The organism is Devosia sediminis (genome assembly GCF_016411825.1).
GTDB classification, from domain to species: domain Bacteria; phylum Pseudomonadota; class Alphaproteobacteria; order Rhizobiales; family Devosiaceae; genus Devosia; species Devosia sediminis.
Window position 1 is genome coordinate 566,715 of record NZ_JAEKMH010000001.1, and the last position, 15,793, is coordinate 582,507.

A 15,793-nucleotide genomic window follows, 5' to 3' on the forward strand; every position below is an offset into this window, starting at 1 on the left:
ACAAAGCGTTGAGGCCGCCCTTGCGGGGCGGCCTTGCGCGGTGTTTCAGCGGCTGAAACCGCGGCTCATGCGGCGCTCGAGCAGGCGCTGGGCGCCCATGGCGAGCAGGGTGAGCGCCATGTACCAGATGCAGGCGACGAGCAGCAGGGGAATGGTCTCGTAGGTGCGGGCATAGATGGACTGCACCGTGGTCAGCAGCTCGGTATAGCCGATGATCGAGACCAGAGACGTGTTCTTGAACAGCGAGATCAGGTCATTGGCCCCGGCGGGCGTCGAGACGCGGATGGCCTGGGGCAGGATGACCCTGAGCTGGGTGGTGGATGGCGGCATGCCGAGCGCCCGGGCCGCTTCCTGCTGGCCCTTGTCCACCGAAAGCACGCCGCCACGAAAGATTTCGCCCAGATGCGCGCCGAGAATGAAGGTGAGGCCGATGACCGCAGCGGCGAACTGGGTGATGACCGAATTGGTCGGCACCGAGATCAGCGGCGGCAGGAAGGGCAGGCCGATCTCGATATTGGGCACGAGGGCGGCGAAGAAATAGATGAAGAGGATCAGCACCAAAGCCGGAATGGCACGCGACAGGGCGATATAGACCGAGGCGATCATGCGCAGCGGCGCGCGCTTGCTGAGGCGCATGGCGGCGGTGACGAGGCCGATGGCGATGCCGACGATCCCCGAAAGCGCCGTGAGCCAGAGCGTGGTTGCGAGACCGGCCAGGATCTGTTCGCTGACGATATATTGCGAGACGACGTCCCAGCGCCAGCGCGGGTTGGTGAAGAGGTTGATCACTACCCCGAGGACCATGAAGAAGAGCACGACCCAGAGGACCGGGGTGACATAGTCGCGGCGGGGCAGGAGCTGCACCGGTGTGGCTGTTGATTGCATCGTCATGCGAGCTCTGCCTGCTTGACCCGCGACAGGAAAGTGCGGGTCCGTTCTTCCTGGGGATGGTCGATGACCTGTTGCGGCGGTCCCATTTCGACGATGGAGCCATTGTCAATGAAGACGACGCGGTCGCTGACATCGCGGGCGAAGGAAATTTCGTGGGTGACGATGACCATGGTCATGCCGGAGCGGCTGACATCGCTGATGACATCGAGCACTTCCCCGACGAGTTCGGGATCGAGCGCCGAGGTGGGTTCGTCGAACAGCATGACCCGGGGCTCCATGGCCAGGGCCCGAGCGATGGCCACGCGCTGCTGCTGGCCGCCGGACAATTGCTCGGGATAGGCATCGCGCTTGGCCGAAAGGCCGACGCGGGCGAGCAAGTCGAGCGCCTTTTCGGTGGCTTCGGCCTTGCCGCTGCCGAGCACGCGCAGAGGCGCCTCGATGATGTTTTCGAGCACCGACATGTGCGGGAAGAGGTTGAAGCGCTGGAACACCATGCCGATCTGGCGGCGCTGGCGGGCGACGTCGCGCTCGGGCAGTTCGCGGAAACGGCCGGGCGCTTCCTCGAGGTAGCCCATGGGATCGCCATGGATGCGGATGAGGCCGCGCGTGGGCTGTTCGAGCCGGTTCATGCAGCGCAGCAAGGTGGACTTGCCCGAGCCCGATGGCCCGAGGATCGAGACGACCTCTCCCTGAGCCACGTCGAGACTTATCGCGCGCAGCACTTCGAGGTCAGCAAAACTCTTGCTGACCTCGAGGCATGACACGGCAGGGTGTGTCAGTTGAGTGGACATGCGTCAGTTGGCCGGAACATTGCCCGCGAATTCCGCAAGGCTGGTTTCGGACTGACCGTAATGGGTCAGGATGTCGTCATAGACGCCGGTTTCCTTGATGTGATCGAGGGCGGCAATGACGGCACGGCCGAGGTCCTCGTTGTCGGTCCGCATCAGGATGGCCATGTCATAGGCGAACTGGGCGCCGGAGGCGGCGAACTGGTCCGGGCTGGTGGCCGCCAGATAGGAGGCCGGCGCCATGGCGATCCAGGAGGCATCGGCGCGGGCGCTGACGATCGGAAGCTGCAGCGAGCTATCGGCGATGGAGAGCAGGCTCGGCTCGGGCTTGCCGTCGGCGACGCACTTGTCGACCTGTTCGAGCGCCATGGCTTCCTGCTGGGAACTCTTGGCCACGGCAACGGTCAGGCCGCAGAGATCGTCGGGGGACTGCACATTCTTGGGATTGCCCGAGGGCAGCAGCAGGGCGGTGCCGGACTTGAAATAGGGCACCACGATATAGGCAGCGCGGCGGGTGGGAATGTCGGCAACGCCGGGCGCCAGGTCGAAGCGGGCGGCGTCGATGCCCGGAATGGTGCCGTCGGACTGGGTGCGCATGGTGGTCAGCGTCAGGCCCATGGTCGAGGCGACGGCGCCCATCAGGTCGATGATCATGCCCTGGGCCTGGTCCTGGGCGTCGAAGACGGAGAGCGGCTCGCCATAGGCGGTGATCGGGACGGTGAGCGTGCCCGGGGTCACGAGCGCATCGGGGACCATGGCCGCGATTTCGGGCACGGCCGGCGCATCATAGGTGGCGGGCTCCATGTTCTGAGCGAGGACCGTGGTGCTGGCGCCAACGGTGGCGGCCAGGACCAGAGACCCGAGAGCGGAACGAAACAGTGTCATTTGTCTGAGCTTTCTTGTGTGAGGTCTGCAAATCTGTCGGTCTGGCCGCTGCGGCGGAGCCGGGGCAGGTCCCGTCGCAGCGGCGGTTCGGCGCTACTTGCGCGAGAACATCACCTTGTCGCCAACAATGCCGGACTGCGCGGCAAGGCCACGGATTTCGGCATCGCCCTCGGGGATGATCTGCCCGCTATTGTCCGCGCCGTGCTCGGCAGGGACGTTGCCGTACCAGAAGCGTTCCGGGCGCAGGTATTCGGGAATGGGTTTGCCCGTCGTGGGGTGGGGGAACTGCCATGGATGGGTGCTCACTTCCGGGAAGGGGTGGTGGAAGGTCATCGGGCGATCAGGCGGGATCTCGTGGGAGATGCGACCGCCATAGGACACGTCTTCGATGAAATCTCCGCCGGCCGCCATGGCGATAAAGGCTAGGTGCATCTTGGAAATCCACCAGACGCCGTTTTCGTCCTGGCGCCACTCCAGCATGTAGTTGCCATATTGCTTGGAGGTCCAGCCGACGCCGTATTTGCCGACGACGCCGTCATACTTGAAGCGGCTGGTGGCGATCTTGAGGTCGTCGGCGACCTCGACAATGCCGGAAAAGGCGTGGTGCCAGATGATGGTCCCGGCATCGAGGCGGTTGTTGGCGCCGCCATAGGCCAGGCCCCAGATTTCCATCCACAGCTTGCGGCGCTGTTCGGGTCCCACATAGACACCGCGCCCGCCGACCTCGACGGTGGCATCCTCTGTGAACATTTCGAGGACCTGCTCATAGAGAGCGTAATCCATGAAGAGCGTGTAGATATACATGTTGCGGCGAACCGCTTCGATGGCCTTGAGGCGACCAACCTCGGCGCGCAATGCCGCGATTTCCTCGTGCAGTTCGGCCATTTTCCCTACCTTTCAAAAGCTCAATGAAATACCGGTCACCAGACGGAATCCGTCTGGACGCGCAGGCGCCCGGCTGATGTCGCAATGTCCCTCGGAAGCGAACAATTCCCCTCGAATTGTTCTGCTTCATAACAATTAGATTGTTCTACGACATAACTATTGTCAACAACCTCTTTGCGTGAAGGTTGTATCGCGGGAAATGAAATTTCCAGCGTGATATCAATAGGTTATCGAATTGGCGGCGAAGAAGTGACTTTGCCGTGGGTCAGCGACGGGGAGCTGAACTGCCGCGTCAGTGCTGCATGACCACGAGGCCGGCGGCGCCCGCCATCATGGCGCCGGCCGTCTTGTTGAGGCGGCCAAGGGCCTTTTCCGAGCGGAACATGTCGCGGGCGGCGGAGGCCAGCCAGGCATAGCCGCAGCCGATGATAAGCAGGACGACCATGACAATGGCCGTCAGCTCGGCGAAGGCGAGCGGGTTCATCTCGCCCAGCGGCACCACGGTGGGCAGAATGGCGAGATAGAAGACGATGGTCTTGGGATTGCCCATGGTGAGCGAGAAACCGGCGAGGAAGGTCTTCCAGGGATCTTCGTTTCTGGGCTTCATCTGTTCGGAGCCGGGGCGTGCCGTCCAGAACTTGTAGGCGATATAGAGCAGGTAGGCCGCGCCGGCCCAGCGCACGATGGTGAAGACCGGTCCGAACAAAGTGGCAATAGCGGCGAGGCCGAAGACGGCGAAGAAGAAATAGACGAGATCGCCCGCCAGAATGCCCAGCACCATGGGGAAAGCACCCTTGAAGCCGCCACCCAAAGCGCGGGCCACCACGGCAGCGACGCCGGGGCCGGGCACGAGCACGGCGATGGCATAGGCAACGGTGAAGGCGGTGAGGGTGAAGATGTCCATGGCAGGCCTCTGACGCTGAGCGAGCGGACACTACGCCTCGGCACGATGATTTGCCAGCGGCGGCACAAATGATTATGTAGGGTTCATCGCAACCCGACCGGACGGTTCCCAATGGATCGCATCCTCAAAGCAATGCCCACCTGCCTTGCCCACGAGGATTTTTCGAACCATGCCTTCCGTTACGATTTCGCGCCTGAGCTATACCGGCCCTGACGGCCAGACACTTTTCTCCAATCTCGACCTGACTTTCGGCACCGGGCGGACCGGTCTTGTCGGCCGCAATGGCGTGGGCAAGACCACGCTGCTGCGCCTTATCACCGGCGAGCTGACGCCCAGCGCCGGCACGGTGAGCGTCAACGGTCGTATTCGCCTGCTGCGTCAGCAGGTGCAGCCGGGGCCAGGTGAAACCATTGCCGATCTCTTCGGCGCCCGCGCGGGGCTGGCACTGCTCGAGCGCGCCATGGCAGGGGAAGCCAGCGGCGAGGAATTGGCCGAGGCCGACTGGACGTTGGAGGCACGCCTCGATGAGGCGCTCGCGGCGCTGGCGCTGGATGTCGGGCCGGAGACACTGCTCTCGACCCTGTCGGGCGGGCAGCGGACCCGCGCGGCGCTGGCGGCGCTGGTGTTCGATGCGCCGGACCTGATCCTTCTCGACGAGCCGACCAACAATCTCGATGCCGACGGGCGCGCTGCGGTGGCGGAAATGCTGTCCGGCTGGCGCGGCGCCGCCATGGTCATCAGCCACGACCGGACCCTGCTCGAAAACATGGATGCCATTGTCGAGCTGACCGGGCTCGGCGCCACCGTCTATGGTGGCAATTACAGCCACTATCGGGAGCGTAAGGCGCTGGAGCTGGCCAATGCCCAGCGCGATCTGGATGTGGCCGAGCGGCAGATCCGCGACGCGGCCCGGGCGGCGCAGGAAGCGCGCGAACGGCAGGACAAGCGCGATGCCGGCGGCCGCAAGAAGGCCGCCAAGGGCGACATTTCCAAGATCATCCTGGGCGGGATGAAGCGGCGCGCCGAGGCAACGGCGGGTGGGCTTGACAAGCTGGCCGAAAAGCAGGCCGACGCGGCGCAGATGCAGGCGGCGGAGGCGCGCTCGAAAGTCGAGGTGCTGACGCCGTTCGCGGTGAAGCTCAAGCCGAGCGGGTTACCGGCCGGCAAGGTGGTGCTGCGCGCCAGCGACCTCGGTGGCGGCTATGATCCAGAAAAGCCGGTGATCCGCGGCTTTTCCATGGACATGATCGGGCCGGAACGCGTGGCGATCACCGGGCCGAACGGGGCGGGCAAGACGACCCTGCTGAAGCTGCTGACCGGCGCGCTGGAGCCGGCGACGGGTACGGTGCAGATCGGCGGACCGATGGTACTGCTCGACCAGCAGGTGGGCCTCCTGGATCGAAATGAGAGCATTCTCGAGAATTTCCGGCGGCTCAACCCGGGGAGTTCGGTCAATGATTGCCGGGCGGTGCTGGCGGCGTTCAAGTTCCGCAATGATGCGGCTCTGCAGCGGGTCGGGACGCTGAGCGGCGGCGAAATGCTGCGGGCCGGGCTGGCCTGCGTGCTGGGCGGGACGACGCCGCCCATGCTCGTCGTGCTGGACGAGCCGACCAACCATCTGGACATCGACGCCATAGAGGTGGTGGAGGCGGGGCTGCGCGCTTTCGACGGCGCGCTGCTGGTCATCAGCCACGACCGGGCGTTTTTGGAGGCCATCGGGGTGGAGCGCGAGGTGGTGCTGGCACCGCGATAATGCCCGCTCTGTTCAACGTCATTGCCCGGCTTGACCGGGCAATCCATTCAACGCACTCGGTTGGATGGACCACCGGGACAAGCCCGGTGGTGACGCAGGAATGGGGAGCACCGATGCCACCGCCCGTTTCGCGCTTGCGGAACCATCCCCCTCATCCGGCGCTATACGCCACCTTCTCCCCGAGGGGGAGAAGAATAGGCGGTCCTGCGGCAGCAACCTAAAACCCATGGCGCCGTTGCCCGCGGGAAGGAGCATTGCCATGGCCAATCCCGAAAAGCCCAATGTGGATTTTGACGATCCGGCCAAGCGGCCGAGCCTTGAGGATCAGTATAGCGGTCCGGCGGAGCGGGCTGTGCTCGGGACCATGGGGCCGAACGGCATGATCGGGATCTTCATCGCCATCCTGGTGTTCATCGTCGTGTGCGGGACGGCGTTTTATTTCGTGGGGTGAGGGTGCTGGTTCCCTACGGCAGCCGGGCCAAGCGCTCGGTGAGGAGCTTGTAGAAGCCCTCGGCATTGCCGGAGCGGAGCCAGGTGGCGTTGTAGGCGCGGCCGGTGACGTGCCAGTAGTCGCAGATGGTCATGCCGACGGTGAGTTCGCTCGATGTTTCGATCGTGACGTTGCAGTGGCGGCCCTGGAAGAGCTCGGGCTGCAGCAGCCAGGCGATGACCGTGGGATCGTGCAGGGGTGCGCCTTCCCAGCCGTATTTCTTGAGATCGAAGCTCTCCGAAAAGGTGAGCATGTCGTAGACGGCCTGACCGCTGCGGTTGCCCAGGGCGCGAATGGCGTCGAGCCGGGCAGGAGTGGACTGGATCATGTGGGTGACGTCGAGCGGCTGGATGGTGATCGGCGCGCCGCAGCGCATGACCACGTCGGCCGCTTCGGGATCGACATAGATGTTGAACTCGGCCGCCGGGGTGATGTTGCCCACCTCGAAATAGGCGCCGCCCATCATGACGATTTCCTGGATGCGCTCGGCAATGGCCGGCTCCTTGACCAGGGCCATGGCGATATTGGTCAGCGGTCCCAGGGTGCAGAGGGTGATGGTGCCGGGCTCGGCATTCATCAGCGTCTCGATGATGAAATCGACGCCGTGCTGCTCCTGCAGCGGAATGGTCGGATCGGGAAGCACCGGGCCGTTGAGGCCGGTATCGCCATGCACATGCTCGGCCGTGACCAGATGGCGGCGCATGGGGCGGGCACATCCGGCATAGACCGGGATATCGGTGCGGCCGGATAGTTCGACCACCTTGCGGGCATTGTTGGCATTGTGGTGGAGCCCGACATTGCCGGCCACCGCCACTATGCCCAGCACTTCGAGTTCCTCTGGCGACGCCAAAGCAAGCAGGATGGCGACAGCATCGTCCTGGCCGGGGTCGGTATCGATGATGATCTTGCGGGGTGTCTTGGCTGACATGGATATTCCGTCGACTCGATTGGATTTGTGCCGACCTTATCCAAGCGCGATTGACTGGTCGACGGCATAGCCGCGACGAGGTCGACTGGCTGCGGAACGAAGTGGCCCACGCCACGTTTTCGCCATAGCTCCAGCCAGCGGAAACTTCCATGCGTCAACCCTATGCGCGCCTAGCGCCTGTCGATTCCACCGAAAGCCAGTTCGAGCGCATCCTCAACGTGGTCGCGCGGCTCGCCATGGTGGGCATCGGCTTTGCCGTGCTGCTGACCATGCTGCGCGCTGGCCAGTTCTTCCTGGCCCCAGTAACGCTGGCCATCGTGGTGGGGCTGATGTTCGGTCCGGTGGCCGACCGGGTGGAGCGCTGGGGCGTGCCGCCGGCCCTGTCCGCAGGGGTCGTGGTGCTCCTGCTGCTCGGTGTGATCGCCGGCTTTTCGCTGCTTTTCGCCGTGCCGCTCAGCGAATGGGTGGCGCGGGCTCCGCTGATCTGGGAAAAGCTGCAGGCCCAGCTTGCGAACCTGCGGGAACCGCTGGAATCGGTCGGACAGTTCCAGGAGCAGCTCACCTCGGTGCTGGGCAATAGCAGCACCATGTCGGTGCAGGTGGAAGACGGTAGCGCCGTGACCGGCGTCGCCATGCTGGCGCCTACCATCCTCGCGCAAATCGCGATCTTCCTCGCCAGCCTCTACTTCTTCGTCGCGACCCGCGACCATATCCGCATGTCGGTGCTGTCCATGTGCGTGACCCGGCGGATGCGCTGGCGCACGGCGCATGTGTTCCGCGATGTGGAGCAGAAGGTCAGCCGGTTCCTTTTGTCGGTCACCATGATCAACCTCTGTGTCGGCACGGCGGTTGCGATCGCCATGTGGATCATCGGCATGCCCTCGCCGATCCTCTGGGGCGCGATGGCCGCGGTGCTCAACTACATCCCCTATGTGGGCCAGGCCATCATGATCACCGTGCTGCTGGCCGTGGGGCTCGGCACGCAGACCGAACTGGTGCAGATCCTCCTGCCGGTCGCCTGCTATGCCGGCATCAACTTCGTCGAAGGGCAGATTTTTACGCCGCATTTCATCGGCCGTTCGCTGACCCTCAACCCGTTCATCATCTTCCTTTCGATCACCTTCTGGATCTGGGCCTGGGGCCCGGTGGGTGGCCTCGTCGCCGTGCCGACCCTGCTGATGGCGCAATCGATGATCCTCCACGCACTGCCCAGCAAACCTGTGGCGCCGCGCCGGCCGGTGCGTCGCACCGCGCGCATGACGGATCGCGACGAGCTGCTGGCCAATGCGGCGCAGGCGATCCGCGAGCAGCGTCTCGACGCTGAAACGGAATCCAAGACCGAAATCCGCAAGCAGGAACGCCGCGAGCCGCCGCAGGGCACCGGGCCGACCGGGGTCGAGCCCAGCGCAAGCTGAAGGCGTGACCTGCGCGCGTCCAGCTTGACGGCGGGGCATAGCCGCACCAGTCTCGGCACTCAACGAGTCAGGGGTGCCGAATGGCCGGTGAAGTTGTAGCGCATGCGGCCGAGGCGGCTCATCATGGCGTGGACCTCGTGCCTATCGTGGCGCTGCTGGCGGCGGGCACCATTGCGGTGCCGATCTTCAAGCGCGTCGGCCTCGGCTCGGTGCTGGGTTATCTCGCGGCAGGGTTGCTGCTTGGCCCCTCCGGCTTCGGGCTGATTTCGGACCCCGCATCGGTGCTGGCAACGGCCGAAATGGGCGTCGTACTCTTTCTCTTCATCATCGGGCTCGAAATGGAGCCCAGCCGCCTCTGGGCCCTGCGCAAGCAGATATTCGGTCTCGGCGTCATTCAGGTGGGCATCTGCGGCGCGCTGTTGACCGGGGTCGGCGTGCTGCTTGGCTTTGCGCCCATCGTCGCCTTCGTCTTCGGCATGGGCTTTGTGCTCACGTCCACCGCCATCGTCATGCAGATCCTGGGTGAACGCGGGGAGCTGGCGACGGAAGGCGGCCAGAAGATGGTGTCGATCCTGCTGCTCGAAGACCTCGCGATCGTGCCGCTGCTGGCTGTGGTGGCGCTGCTGGCGCCCTCGACGGGCGACGTCTCGCTGTTGACGCGTCTAATCTCGATCGGCGTCGCGCTGGGCGCGGTGCTGCTGCTGATCTTCCTCGGGCGGCGGATCATGAATCCGTTCTTCTCGCTCCTGGCCCAGGCCAAGGTGCGCGAGGTGATGACGGCGGCGGCTCTGCTGGTGGTGCTGGGCGCGGCGCTGCTGTTCCAGGTCAGCGGATTGTCCATGGCCATGGGTGCGTTCCTTGCCGGCGTCTTGCTCTCGACCTCGACCTTCAAGCATCAGCTCGAGGCCGATGTGGAGCCATTCCGCGGGCTGCTGCTGGGGCTGTTCTTTTTGGCAGTGGGCATGTCGCTCGACCTCGATGTGGTCGGCGCCAACTGGCAGATCATTGCTATGAGCGTCGTCGCCTATATGCTGGTCAAGGCCACGGCGATCTATGTGATCGCGCGGGTGCTGCGATCGGGGCATGGCGAGGCGCTGGAGCGCGCGGTGCTGATGGGGCAGGGCGGCGAATTCGCCTTCGTGCTCTATACGACGGCGGCGGCCAGCGGGCTGATCGATGGACCGACCAATGCTATCTTCACGGCGACTGTCATCGTCTCGATGGTGCTGACACCCTTCGCCATGATCGGGCTGCGCTACCTGATACCCAAGACAGTGCAGTCGATGGACGGCATCGAGACGGCGGAGGGCCTTTCGGGCCGGGTGCTGATCATCGGCTTCGGCCGCTTCGGCCAGATCGCCAGCCAGCCGCTGCTGGCGCAGCGCTATTCGGTGTCGATCATCGACAACGATACCGAGATGATCCGCGCCGCCGCGCAGATTGGCTTCAAGGTTTATTACGGCGACGGGACGCGGCTCGATATCCTGCGGGCGGCGGGCGCCGGTTCGGCTGACCTGATCCTCGTCTGCACCAATGAGAAGACCCAGACGACCCGGATTGTCGAACTGCTGCGCGACGAGTTTCCGCTGGCGCGGGTGATGGCGCGGGCCTTCGACCGCGTACATGCCATCGAACTGGTGCAGGCCGGGGTGGATTACCAGAAGCGCGAACTGTTCGACTCGGCGGTGACTTTCGGCGGCGAAGCCATCCGCCTGATGGGTGCTGACGAGCAGCAGATCGAGGACGTGCTCGAAGGCGTCAAGGCGCGCGACCGTGAGCGGTTCGAGCTGCAGCTCAATGGCGAGGACTGGCGCACCGGGGGGCAGTTGCTGCTCAGCAATGCCCGCGACCAGGCGCGCGAGGGCGGGGTGTCTGTGGGGAAGGACGAAGCCGAGGCCGCGGCCAGTCGTTCCGCGCAGCCCGTGCAGGGCAGCTAGGCGGTGGGGCTGCCCATGGGGGCTTTCCGATGCACAAATTAAGTGCAAGAGTGCCCCTATTCTGAGGGGAATATCGTCATGAACACTGGATTGCGACATGCCGCAAAAACCGATCGTCTACGATGCTCCCACGCCCGAACCCCGCGCCACGACCGTTGAGGCCCTGCAGGCCGAAATCCTTGAAAACCTTATCTATTCCGTCGGCAAGGACCCCATCGTCGCCCGGCCGCACGATTGGCTGCGCGCGACTATCCTGGCGGTGCGCGACCGGGTCATGGACCGCTGGATGGAGAGTTCGCGCGAGACGTGGCGGACCTCCAACAAGCGCGTCTACTACCTCAGCCTCGAGTTCCTCATCGGCCGGCTGATGCGCGACGCGATGAGCAATGTGGGCCTGATGGAGCCGGTGGCCCAGGCGCTCAAGAACCTCAATGTCGACCTCGGCGACCTTATCAACCTCGAGCCCGACGCGGCGCTCGGCAATGGTGGCCTAGGGCGCCTCGCCGCGTGCTTTCTCGAGTCCATGTCCTCGGTGAAAATCCCGGCCTATGGCTATGGCATCCGCTATGTGCATGGCCTGTTTCGCCAGGAAATGAGCGAGGGCTGGCAGGTCGAGTTGCCGGAAGACTGGCTCGCCCATGGCAATCCGTGGGAATTCGAGCGGCGCGAGAGCGCCTACGAGGTCGGCTTCGGCGGGCATGTCGAGCCGGTCACTGACGCGGATGGCGAAGTGCGGCAGGAATGGCGGCCCAACGAGCACCTGCTGGCGGTGGCCTATGACACGCCGATCGTGGGTTGGCGCGGCGCACGGGTGAATACGCTGCGCCTCTGGAGCGCCCAGCCGATCGACCCGATCCTGCTCGACAAGTTCAATTCGGGCGACCATATCGGCGCACTCGAGGAAAGCGCCAAGGCGGAAGCCATTACGCGGGTGCTCTATCCCGCCGACTCGACGGCGGCAGGGCAGGAATTGCGGCTGCGGCAGGAATTCTTCTTCTCCTCGGCGTCGCTGCAGGACATCGTGCGGCGCCACCTGCAGCAATATGGCGACCTCGGCTCGCTTCCCGACAAGGTAGCCATCCAGCTCAACGACACGCACCCGGCCATTTCGGTGGCCGAGCTCATGCGCATCATGGTCGACGACAACGGTATCAAGTGGGAAAAGGCCTGGAAGATCGCCAAGGGCACGTTCGGCTATACCAACCACACGCTCCTGCCAGAGGCGCTGGAAAGCTGGCCGGTTTCGCTGATGGAGCGGCTGCTGCCCAGGCACATGCAGATCATCTACCAGATCAATGCCGACGTGCTGACCGAGGCACGGAGCAAAGCCGGATTTACCGACCAACAGGCGGCAGCGGTGTCGCTGATCGACGAGCATGGCGGGCGGCGCGTGCGCATGGGGCAACTGGCCTTCGTGGGCTCGCACTCGATCAATGGCGTTTCGGCGCTGCATACGGAGCTGATGAAGCAGACCGTGTTTGCGGACCTCCACAAGCTCTATCCGGAGCGCATCAACAACAAGACCAACGGTATCACGCCGCGACGCTGGCTGATGCAATGCAATCCGTCGCTCACCAGGCTCCTCAGCGAGCGGATCGGGCCGGACTTCCTCGATGACGTGGACAAGCTGCACCAGCTCCTGCCGCATGCGGAGGACCCGGGCTTCCAGAAGCAATTCGCGGCGGTCAAGCTGGAGAATAAGAAGCGGCTGGCCAAGCTGGTCAAGGACCGGCTCAACATCAAGATCGATCCCGATGCGCTGTTCGACGTGCAGATCAAGCGCATCCACGAATACAAGCGGCAGTTGCTGAACATCATCCATGCCGTGGCGCTGTACGATGAAATCCGCGCCCATCCGGAACGGGAATGGGTGCCGCGGGTGAAGATCTTCGCGGGCAAGGCGGCACCGAGCTACTGGAACGCCAAGCTGATCATCAAGCTGATCAACGACGTGGCGCGGGTCATCAACAACGACCCGGCGGTGCGGGGCCTGCTCAAGGTTGTGTTCCTGCCCAACTACAATGTGAGCCTTGCCGAGGTGATCGTCCCGGCGGCCGACCTTTCCGAGCAGATCTCGACGGCCGGCATGGAAGCTTCGGGCACCGGCAACATGAAGTTCATGGCCAATGGTGCGGTCACCATCGGCACCATGGATGGCGCCAATGTCGAGATGCACAAGGAAGTGGGCGCCGACAATATCGTCATCTTCGGCCTGACGACCGAGGAAGTGGAAGAAAAGCGCCGCCGCTCGGAAGTGCCGCGTGGCGCCATCGATGCTTCGCCGCGCCTGCGCGAGGCGCTCGACTCCATCGCCTCGGGCGTGTTCTCGCCCGATGACCCGCATCGCTACCGAGACTTGATCGGCGGGCTCTACGACCATGACTGGTTCATGGTGGCGCGTGACTTCGACGCCTATGCCGCGGCGCAGGCCAGGGTCGACGAGCTCTGGCGCGACAAGAAGACGTGGCGGGCCATGGCCATCCGCAACACGGCCAGCGTTGGCTTCTTCTCGTCGGACCGGACAATCCGGCAATATGCGCAGGACATCTGGAACGTGCCGACGGCCTGAGGGTTGTCGTTGCGCAGCAGGCCCGCCGGCGAGAAGCGGGGGCGGCGCAGAATTTGTTTCTGACCTGCACGTACCAGGCAGGTCGACGGGGGAGTGTGGGCGTGAGCGTGACGAAGGAAAACTGGCAGGCCGACGGACGGGAAATCGAGGCAGTCGTGGCGGGCCGCCACAGCAATGCCTTCGCTTTCCTGGGCCTGCACGAGGTGGACGGGCACTGGGTGCTGCGCGCCTTCGTGCCCCATGCCGAAACGCTCGACGCCTTTACCCTCGACGGCACCCCGCTGGGGCACATGATCCCGCGCCACTCGGCCGGGTTCTTCGAAGCCAAGGTGACTATCAACGCCCGCCAACCGGTGCGCTACGAAGCCAGGAATGCGGGCGGCTCCTGGACCGTCCATGACCCTTATTCTTTCGGGCCGGTGCTCGGGCCGATGGACGATTACTATATCGGCGAGGGCAGCCACCTGCGGCTGTGGGACAAGCTGGGCGCCCATGAAATGGAGTTCGAGGGCATTCACGGCACGCATTTCGCCGTCTGGGCGCCGAACGCGCAGCGGGTCTCGGTGGTCGGGCCGTGGAACGAGTGGGATGGCCGCCGCCACCCGATGCGCAACCGGCAGGGCATCTGGGAAGTGTTCATCCCGGTGCTGGGAACCGGCACGATCTACAAATATGAAATCGTCGGCCCCAACGGACAGGTGCTGCCGCTCAAGGCCGACCCGTTCGCGCGGCAGGCCGAGTTGCGGCCGCGCAATGCGTCCGTGGTGCCCGATCCGACACCCTTTGCGTGGACCGACCAGAAATATATGGAAGAGCGCGCCACCCATGACTGGCGGCGCACGCCCATGTCCATCTACGAAGTGCATCTGGGATCGTGGCGGCGCCGGCCGGACGGCACGTTCATGAGCTACGACCAGTTGGCCGAGCAGCTCGTCGCCTATGCCGCCGACATGGGCTACACGCATCTCGAACTGCTGCCGGTTTCCGAGCATCCCTTCGATCCGAGCTGGGGGTACCAGCCCACGGGCCTCTTCGCGCCGACTTCGCGCTTCGGCGACCCGGCTGGGTTTGCGCGCTTCGTCAATGCCGCCCACGAGGCAGGGCTCGGCGTCATCCTCGACTGGGTGCCGGCACATTTCCCGACCGATGAATTCGGCCTGTCGCATTTCGACGGCACGGCGCTTTACGAACACGAGGACCCGCGCCAGGGCTTCCACCCGGACTGGAACACGGCGATCTACAATTTTGGGCGCAAGGAGGTGTCGTCGTACCTCACCAACAATGCGCTCTACTGGTTCGAGCAGTTCCATATCGATGGCCTGCGCGTCGATGCGGTGGCCTCGATGCTCTATCTCGATTATTCGCGCCAGCCAGGTCAGTGGGTGCCCAACAAGCATGGCGGCAACCAGAACCTCGAGGCGGTGGCTTTCCTGCAGCGGGTTAATGCGGAGGTGTACCGCAATTTCCCCGGCGCCTTCATGATCGCCGAGGAATCGACCTCGTGGCCGGGCGTCAGCGCGCCGACCTATGCGGGCGGCCTAGGCTTCGGCTTCAAGTGGAACATGGGCTTCATGAACGACACGCTGCGTTTCATGAGCCGGGCGCCGATCCATCGGCGCTACCACCACAACGACATGACCTTCGGCATGGTCTACGCCTTCAGCGAGAACTTCGTGCTGCCGCTCAGCCATGACGAAGTGGTGCATGGCAAGGGATCGCTGCTCAACAAGATGCCGGGCGACGACTGGCAGCAATTCGCCAATCTGCGGGGCTATCTCGCCTTCATGTGGGGGCATCCGGGCAAGAAGCTCTTGTTCATGGGCCAGGAATTCGCCCAGCGCGAGGAGTGGAGCGAAAGCCGGTCGCTGGATTGGTGGCTGCTGGATTCCGCGCCGCATGAAGGTATGCGCCGGCTGGTCGCCGACCTCAACGCCGCCTATCGCAGCCTGCCGGCGCTGCACGAACGCGATTGCGAGCCAGACGGGTTCGACTGGGTGATCGGCAATGACCACTCCAACTCGGTGCTGGCCTGGGTGCGCAAGGCGCCCGACGCCGACCCGGTGCTGGTGATCTCCAATTTCACGCCAGTGCCACGCAGCCACTACAAGGTGCCGCTGCCCAAGGCCGGTCGCTGGGTCGAGCGCATCAATACCGATGCCGGTTGGTATTCGGGCGGGAACACAGGCAACCAAGGCGCCGTTATTGCCAAGGCCGTCGAGGGGCAGCACTTTCCGGCCGAGGCCGAGCTTTTCCTGCCACCATTGGCGACACTATTCTTGAAGTACGAACCGAGCTGATCCGGCTCTGGTTCGCGGGGTACAAGACCCGGTTGAATCCGGGCTTTTGCG

12 protein-coding genes are annotated in these 15,793 nt (G+C 64.2%); 6 read left to right on the top strand and 6 right to left on the bottom strand.

What is annotated here, in order from left to right; translation table 11 throughout:
* Window positions 1-45 precede the first annotated feature (45 nt).
* The 5 genes from JEQ47_RS02920 to JEQ47_RS02940 all read right to left on the bottom strand — a co-directional run bounded on the left by JEQ47_RS02920 (window position 46) and on the right by JEQ47_RS02940 (window position 4,353).
* Window positions 46-891 (bottom strand): amino acid ABC transporter permease, encoded by an 846-nt coding sequence (locus JEQ47_RS02920; protein WP_198874890.1) that lies wholly within the window; start codon window positions 889-891, stop codon window positions 46-48.
* Window positions 888-1,682 (bottom strand): amino acid ABC transporter ATP-binding protein, encoded by a 795-nt coding sequence (locus tag JEQ47_RS02925; RefSeq protein ID WP_198874891.1) that lies wholly within the window; start codon window positions 1,680-1,682, stop codon window positions 888-890. Before JEQ47_RS02925 ends, JEQ47_RS02920 begins: the two co-directional genes overlap by 4 nt.
* Window positions 1,683-1,685: 3 nt before the next feature.
* Window positions 1,686-2,564: a transporter substrate-binding domain-containing protein gene (locus tag JEQ47_RS02930; RefSeq protein ID WP_198874892.1), complete on the bottom strand. Its 879-nt coding sequence runs from the start codon at window positions 2,562-2,564 to the stop codon at window positions 1,686-1,688.
* A gap of 93 nt (window positions 2,565-2,657) precedes the next feature.
* Window positions 2,658-3,449, bottom strand: coding sequence for a nuclear transport factor 2 family protein (locus tag JEQ47_RS02935; protein WP_198874893.1), 792 nt, complete (start codon window positions 3,447-3,449; stop codon window positions 2,658-2,660).
* Between the two features lie 292 nt (window positions 3,450-3,741).
* Complete coding sequence (locus JEQ47_RS02940; protein ID WP_198874894.1) at window positions 3,742-4,353, bottom strand: LysE family translocator; 612 nt, start codon at window positions 4,351-4,353, stop codon at window positions 3,742-3,744.
* Window positions 4,354-4,522: 169 nt separating this feature from the next.
* On the opposite strand from JEQ47_RS02940, the gene JEQ47_RS02945 reads away from it, so the two are divergent.
* Together JEQ47_RS02945 and JEQ47_RS02950 are read left to right on the top strand one after the other, a co-directional pair.
* Complete coding sequence (locus tag JEQ47_RS02945) at window positions 4,523-6,106, top strand: ABC-F family ATP-binding cassette domain-containing protein (RefSeq protein ID WP_198874895.1); 1,584 nt, start codon at window positions 4,523-4,525, stop codon at window positions 6,104-6,106.
* 259 nt (window positions 6,107-6,365) lie between these two features.
* On the top strand, window positions 6,366-6,557 hold the full coding sequence (locus tag JEQ47_RS02950) for a hypothetical protein (protein WP_198874896.1): 192 nt from the start codon (window positions 6,366-6,368) through the stop codon (window positions 6,555-6,557).
* 13 nt (window positions 6,558-6,570) lie between these two features.
* On the opposite strand, the gene JEQ47_RS02955 is transcribed toward JEQ47_RS02950, so the two are convergent.
* Window positions 6,571-7,524: a nucleoside hydrolase gene (locus JEQ47_RS02955; protein ID WP_198874897.1), complete on the bottom strand. Its 954-nt coding sequence runs from the start codon at window positions 7,522-7,524 to the stop codon at window positions 6,571-6,573.
* Between the two features lie 149 nt (window positions 7,525-7,673).
* On the opposite strand from JEQ47_RS02955, the gene JEQ47_RS02960 reads away from it, so the two are divergent.
* The 4 genes from JEQ47_RS02960 to glgB all read left to right on the top strand — a co-directional run bounded on the left by JEQ47_RS02960 (window position 7,674) and on the right by glgB (window position 15,742).
* A complete protein-coding gene (locus tag JEQ47_RS02960) occupies window positions 7,674-8,939 on the top strand; it encodes an AI-2E family transporter (protein WP_198874899.1) in 1,266 nt (421 codons plus the stop codon).
* Window positions 8,940-9,019: 80 nt separating this feature from the next.
* Window positions 9,020-10,876, top strand: a complete 1,857-nt coding sequence (locus JEQ47_RS02965) for a monovalent cation:proton antiporter-2 (CPA2) family protein (protein ID WP_198874900.1) — start codon at window positions 9,020-9,022, stop codon at window positions 10,874-10,876.
* A gap of 97 nt (window positions 10,877-10,973) precedes the next feature.
* Window positions 10,974-13,445, top strand: a complete 2,472-nt coding sequence (locus JEQ47_RS02970; protein WP_198874901.1) for a glycogen/starch/alpha-glucan phosphorylase — start codon at window positions 10,974-10,976, stop codon at window positions 13,443-13,445.
* Window positions 13,446-13,546: 101 nt separating this feature from the next.
* Entirely contained in the window at window positions 13,547-15,742 is a 2,196-nt protein-coding gene (glgB, locus tag JEQ47_RS02975; RefSeq protein ID WP_328768021.1) for a 1,4-alpha-glucan branching protein GlgB, read from the top strand.
* Window positions 15,743-15,793 lie beyond the last annotated feature (51 nt).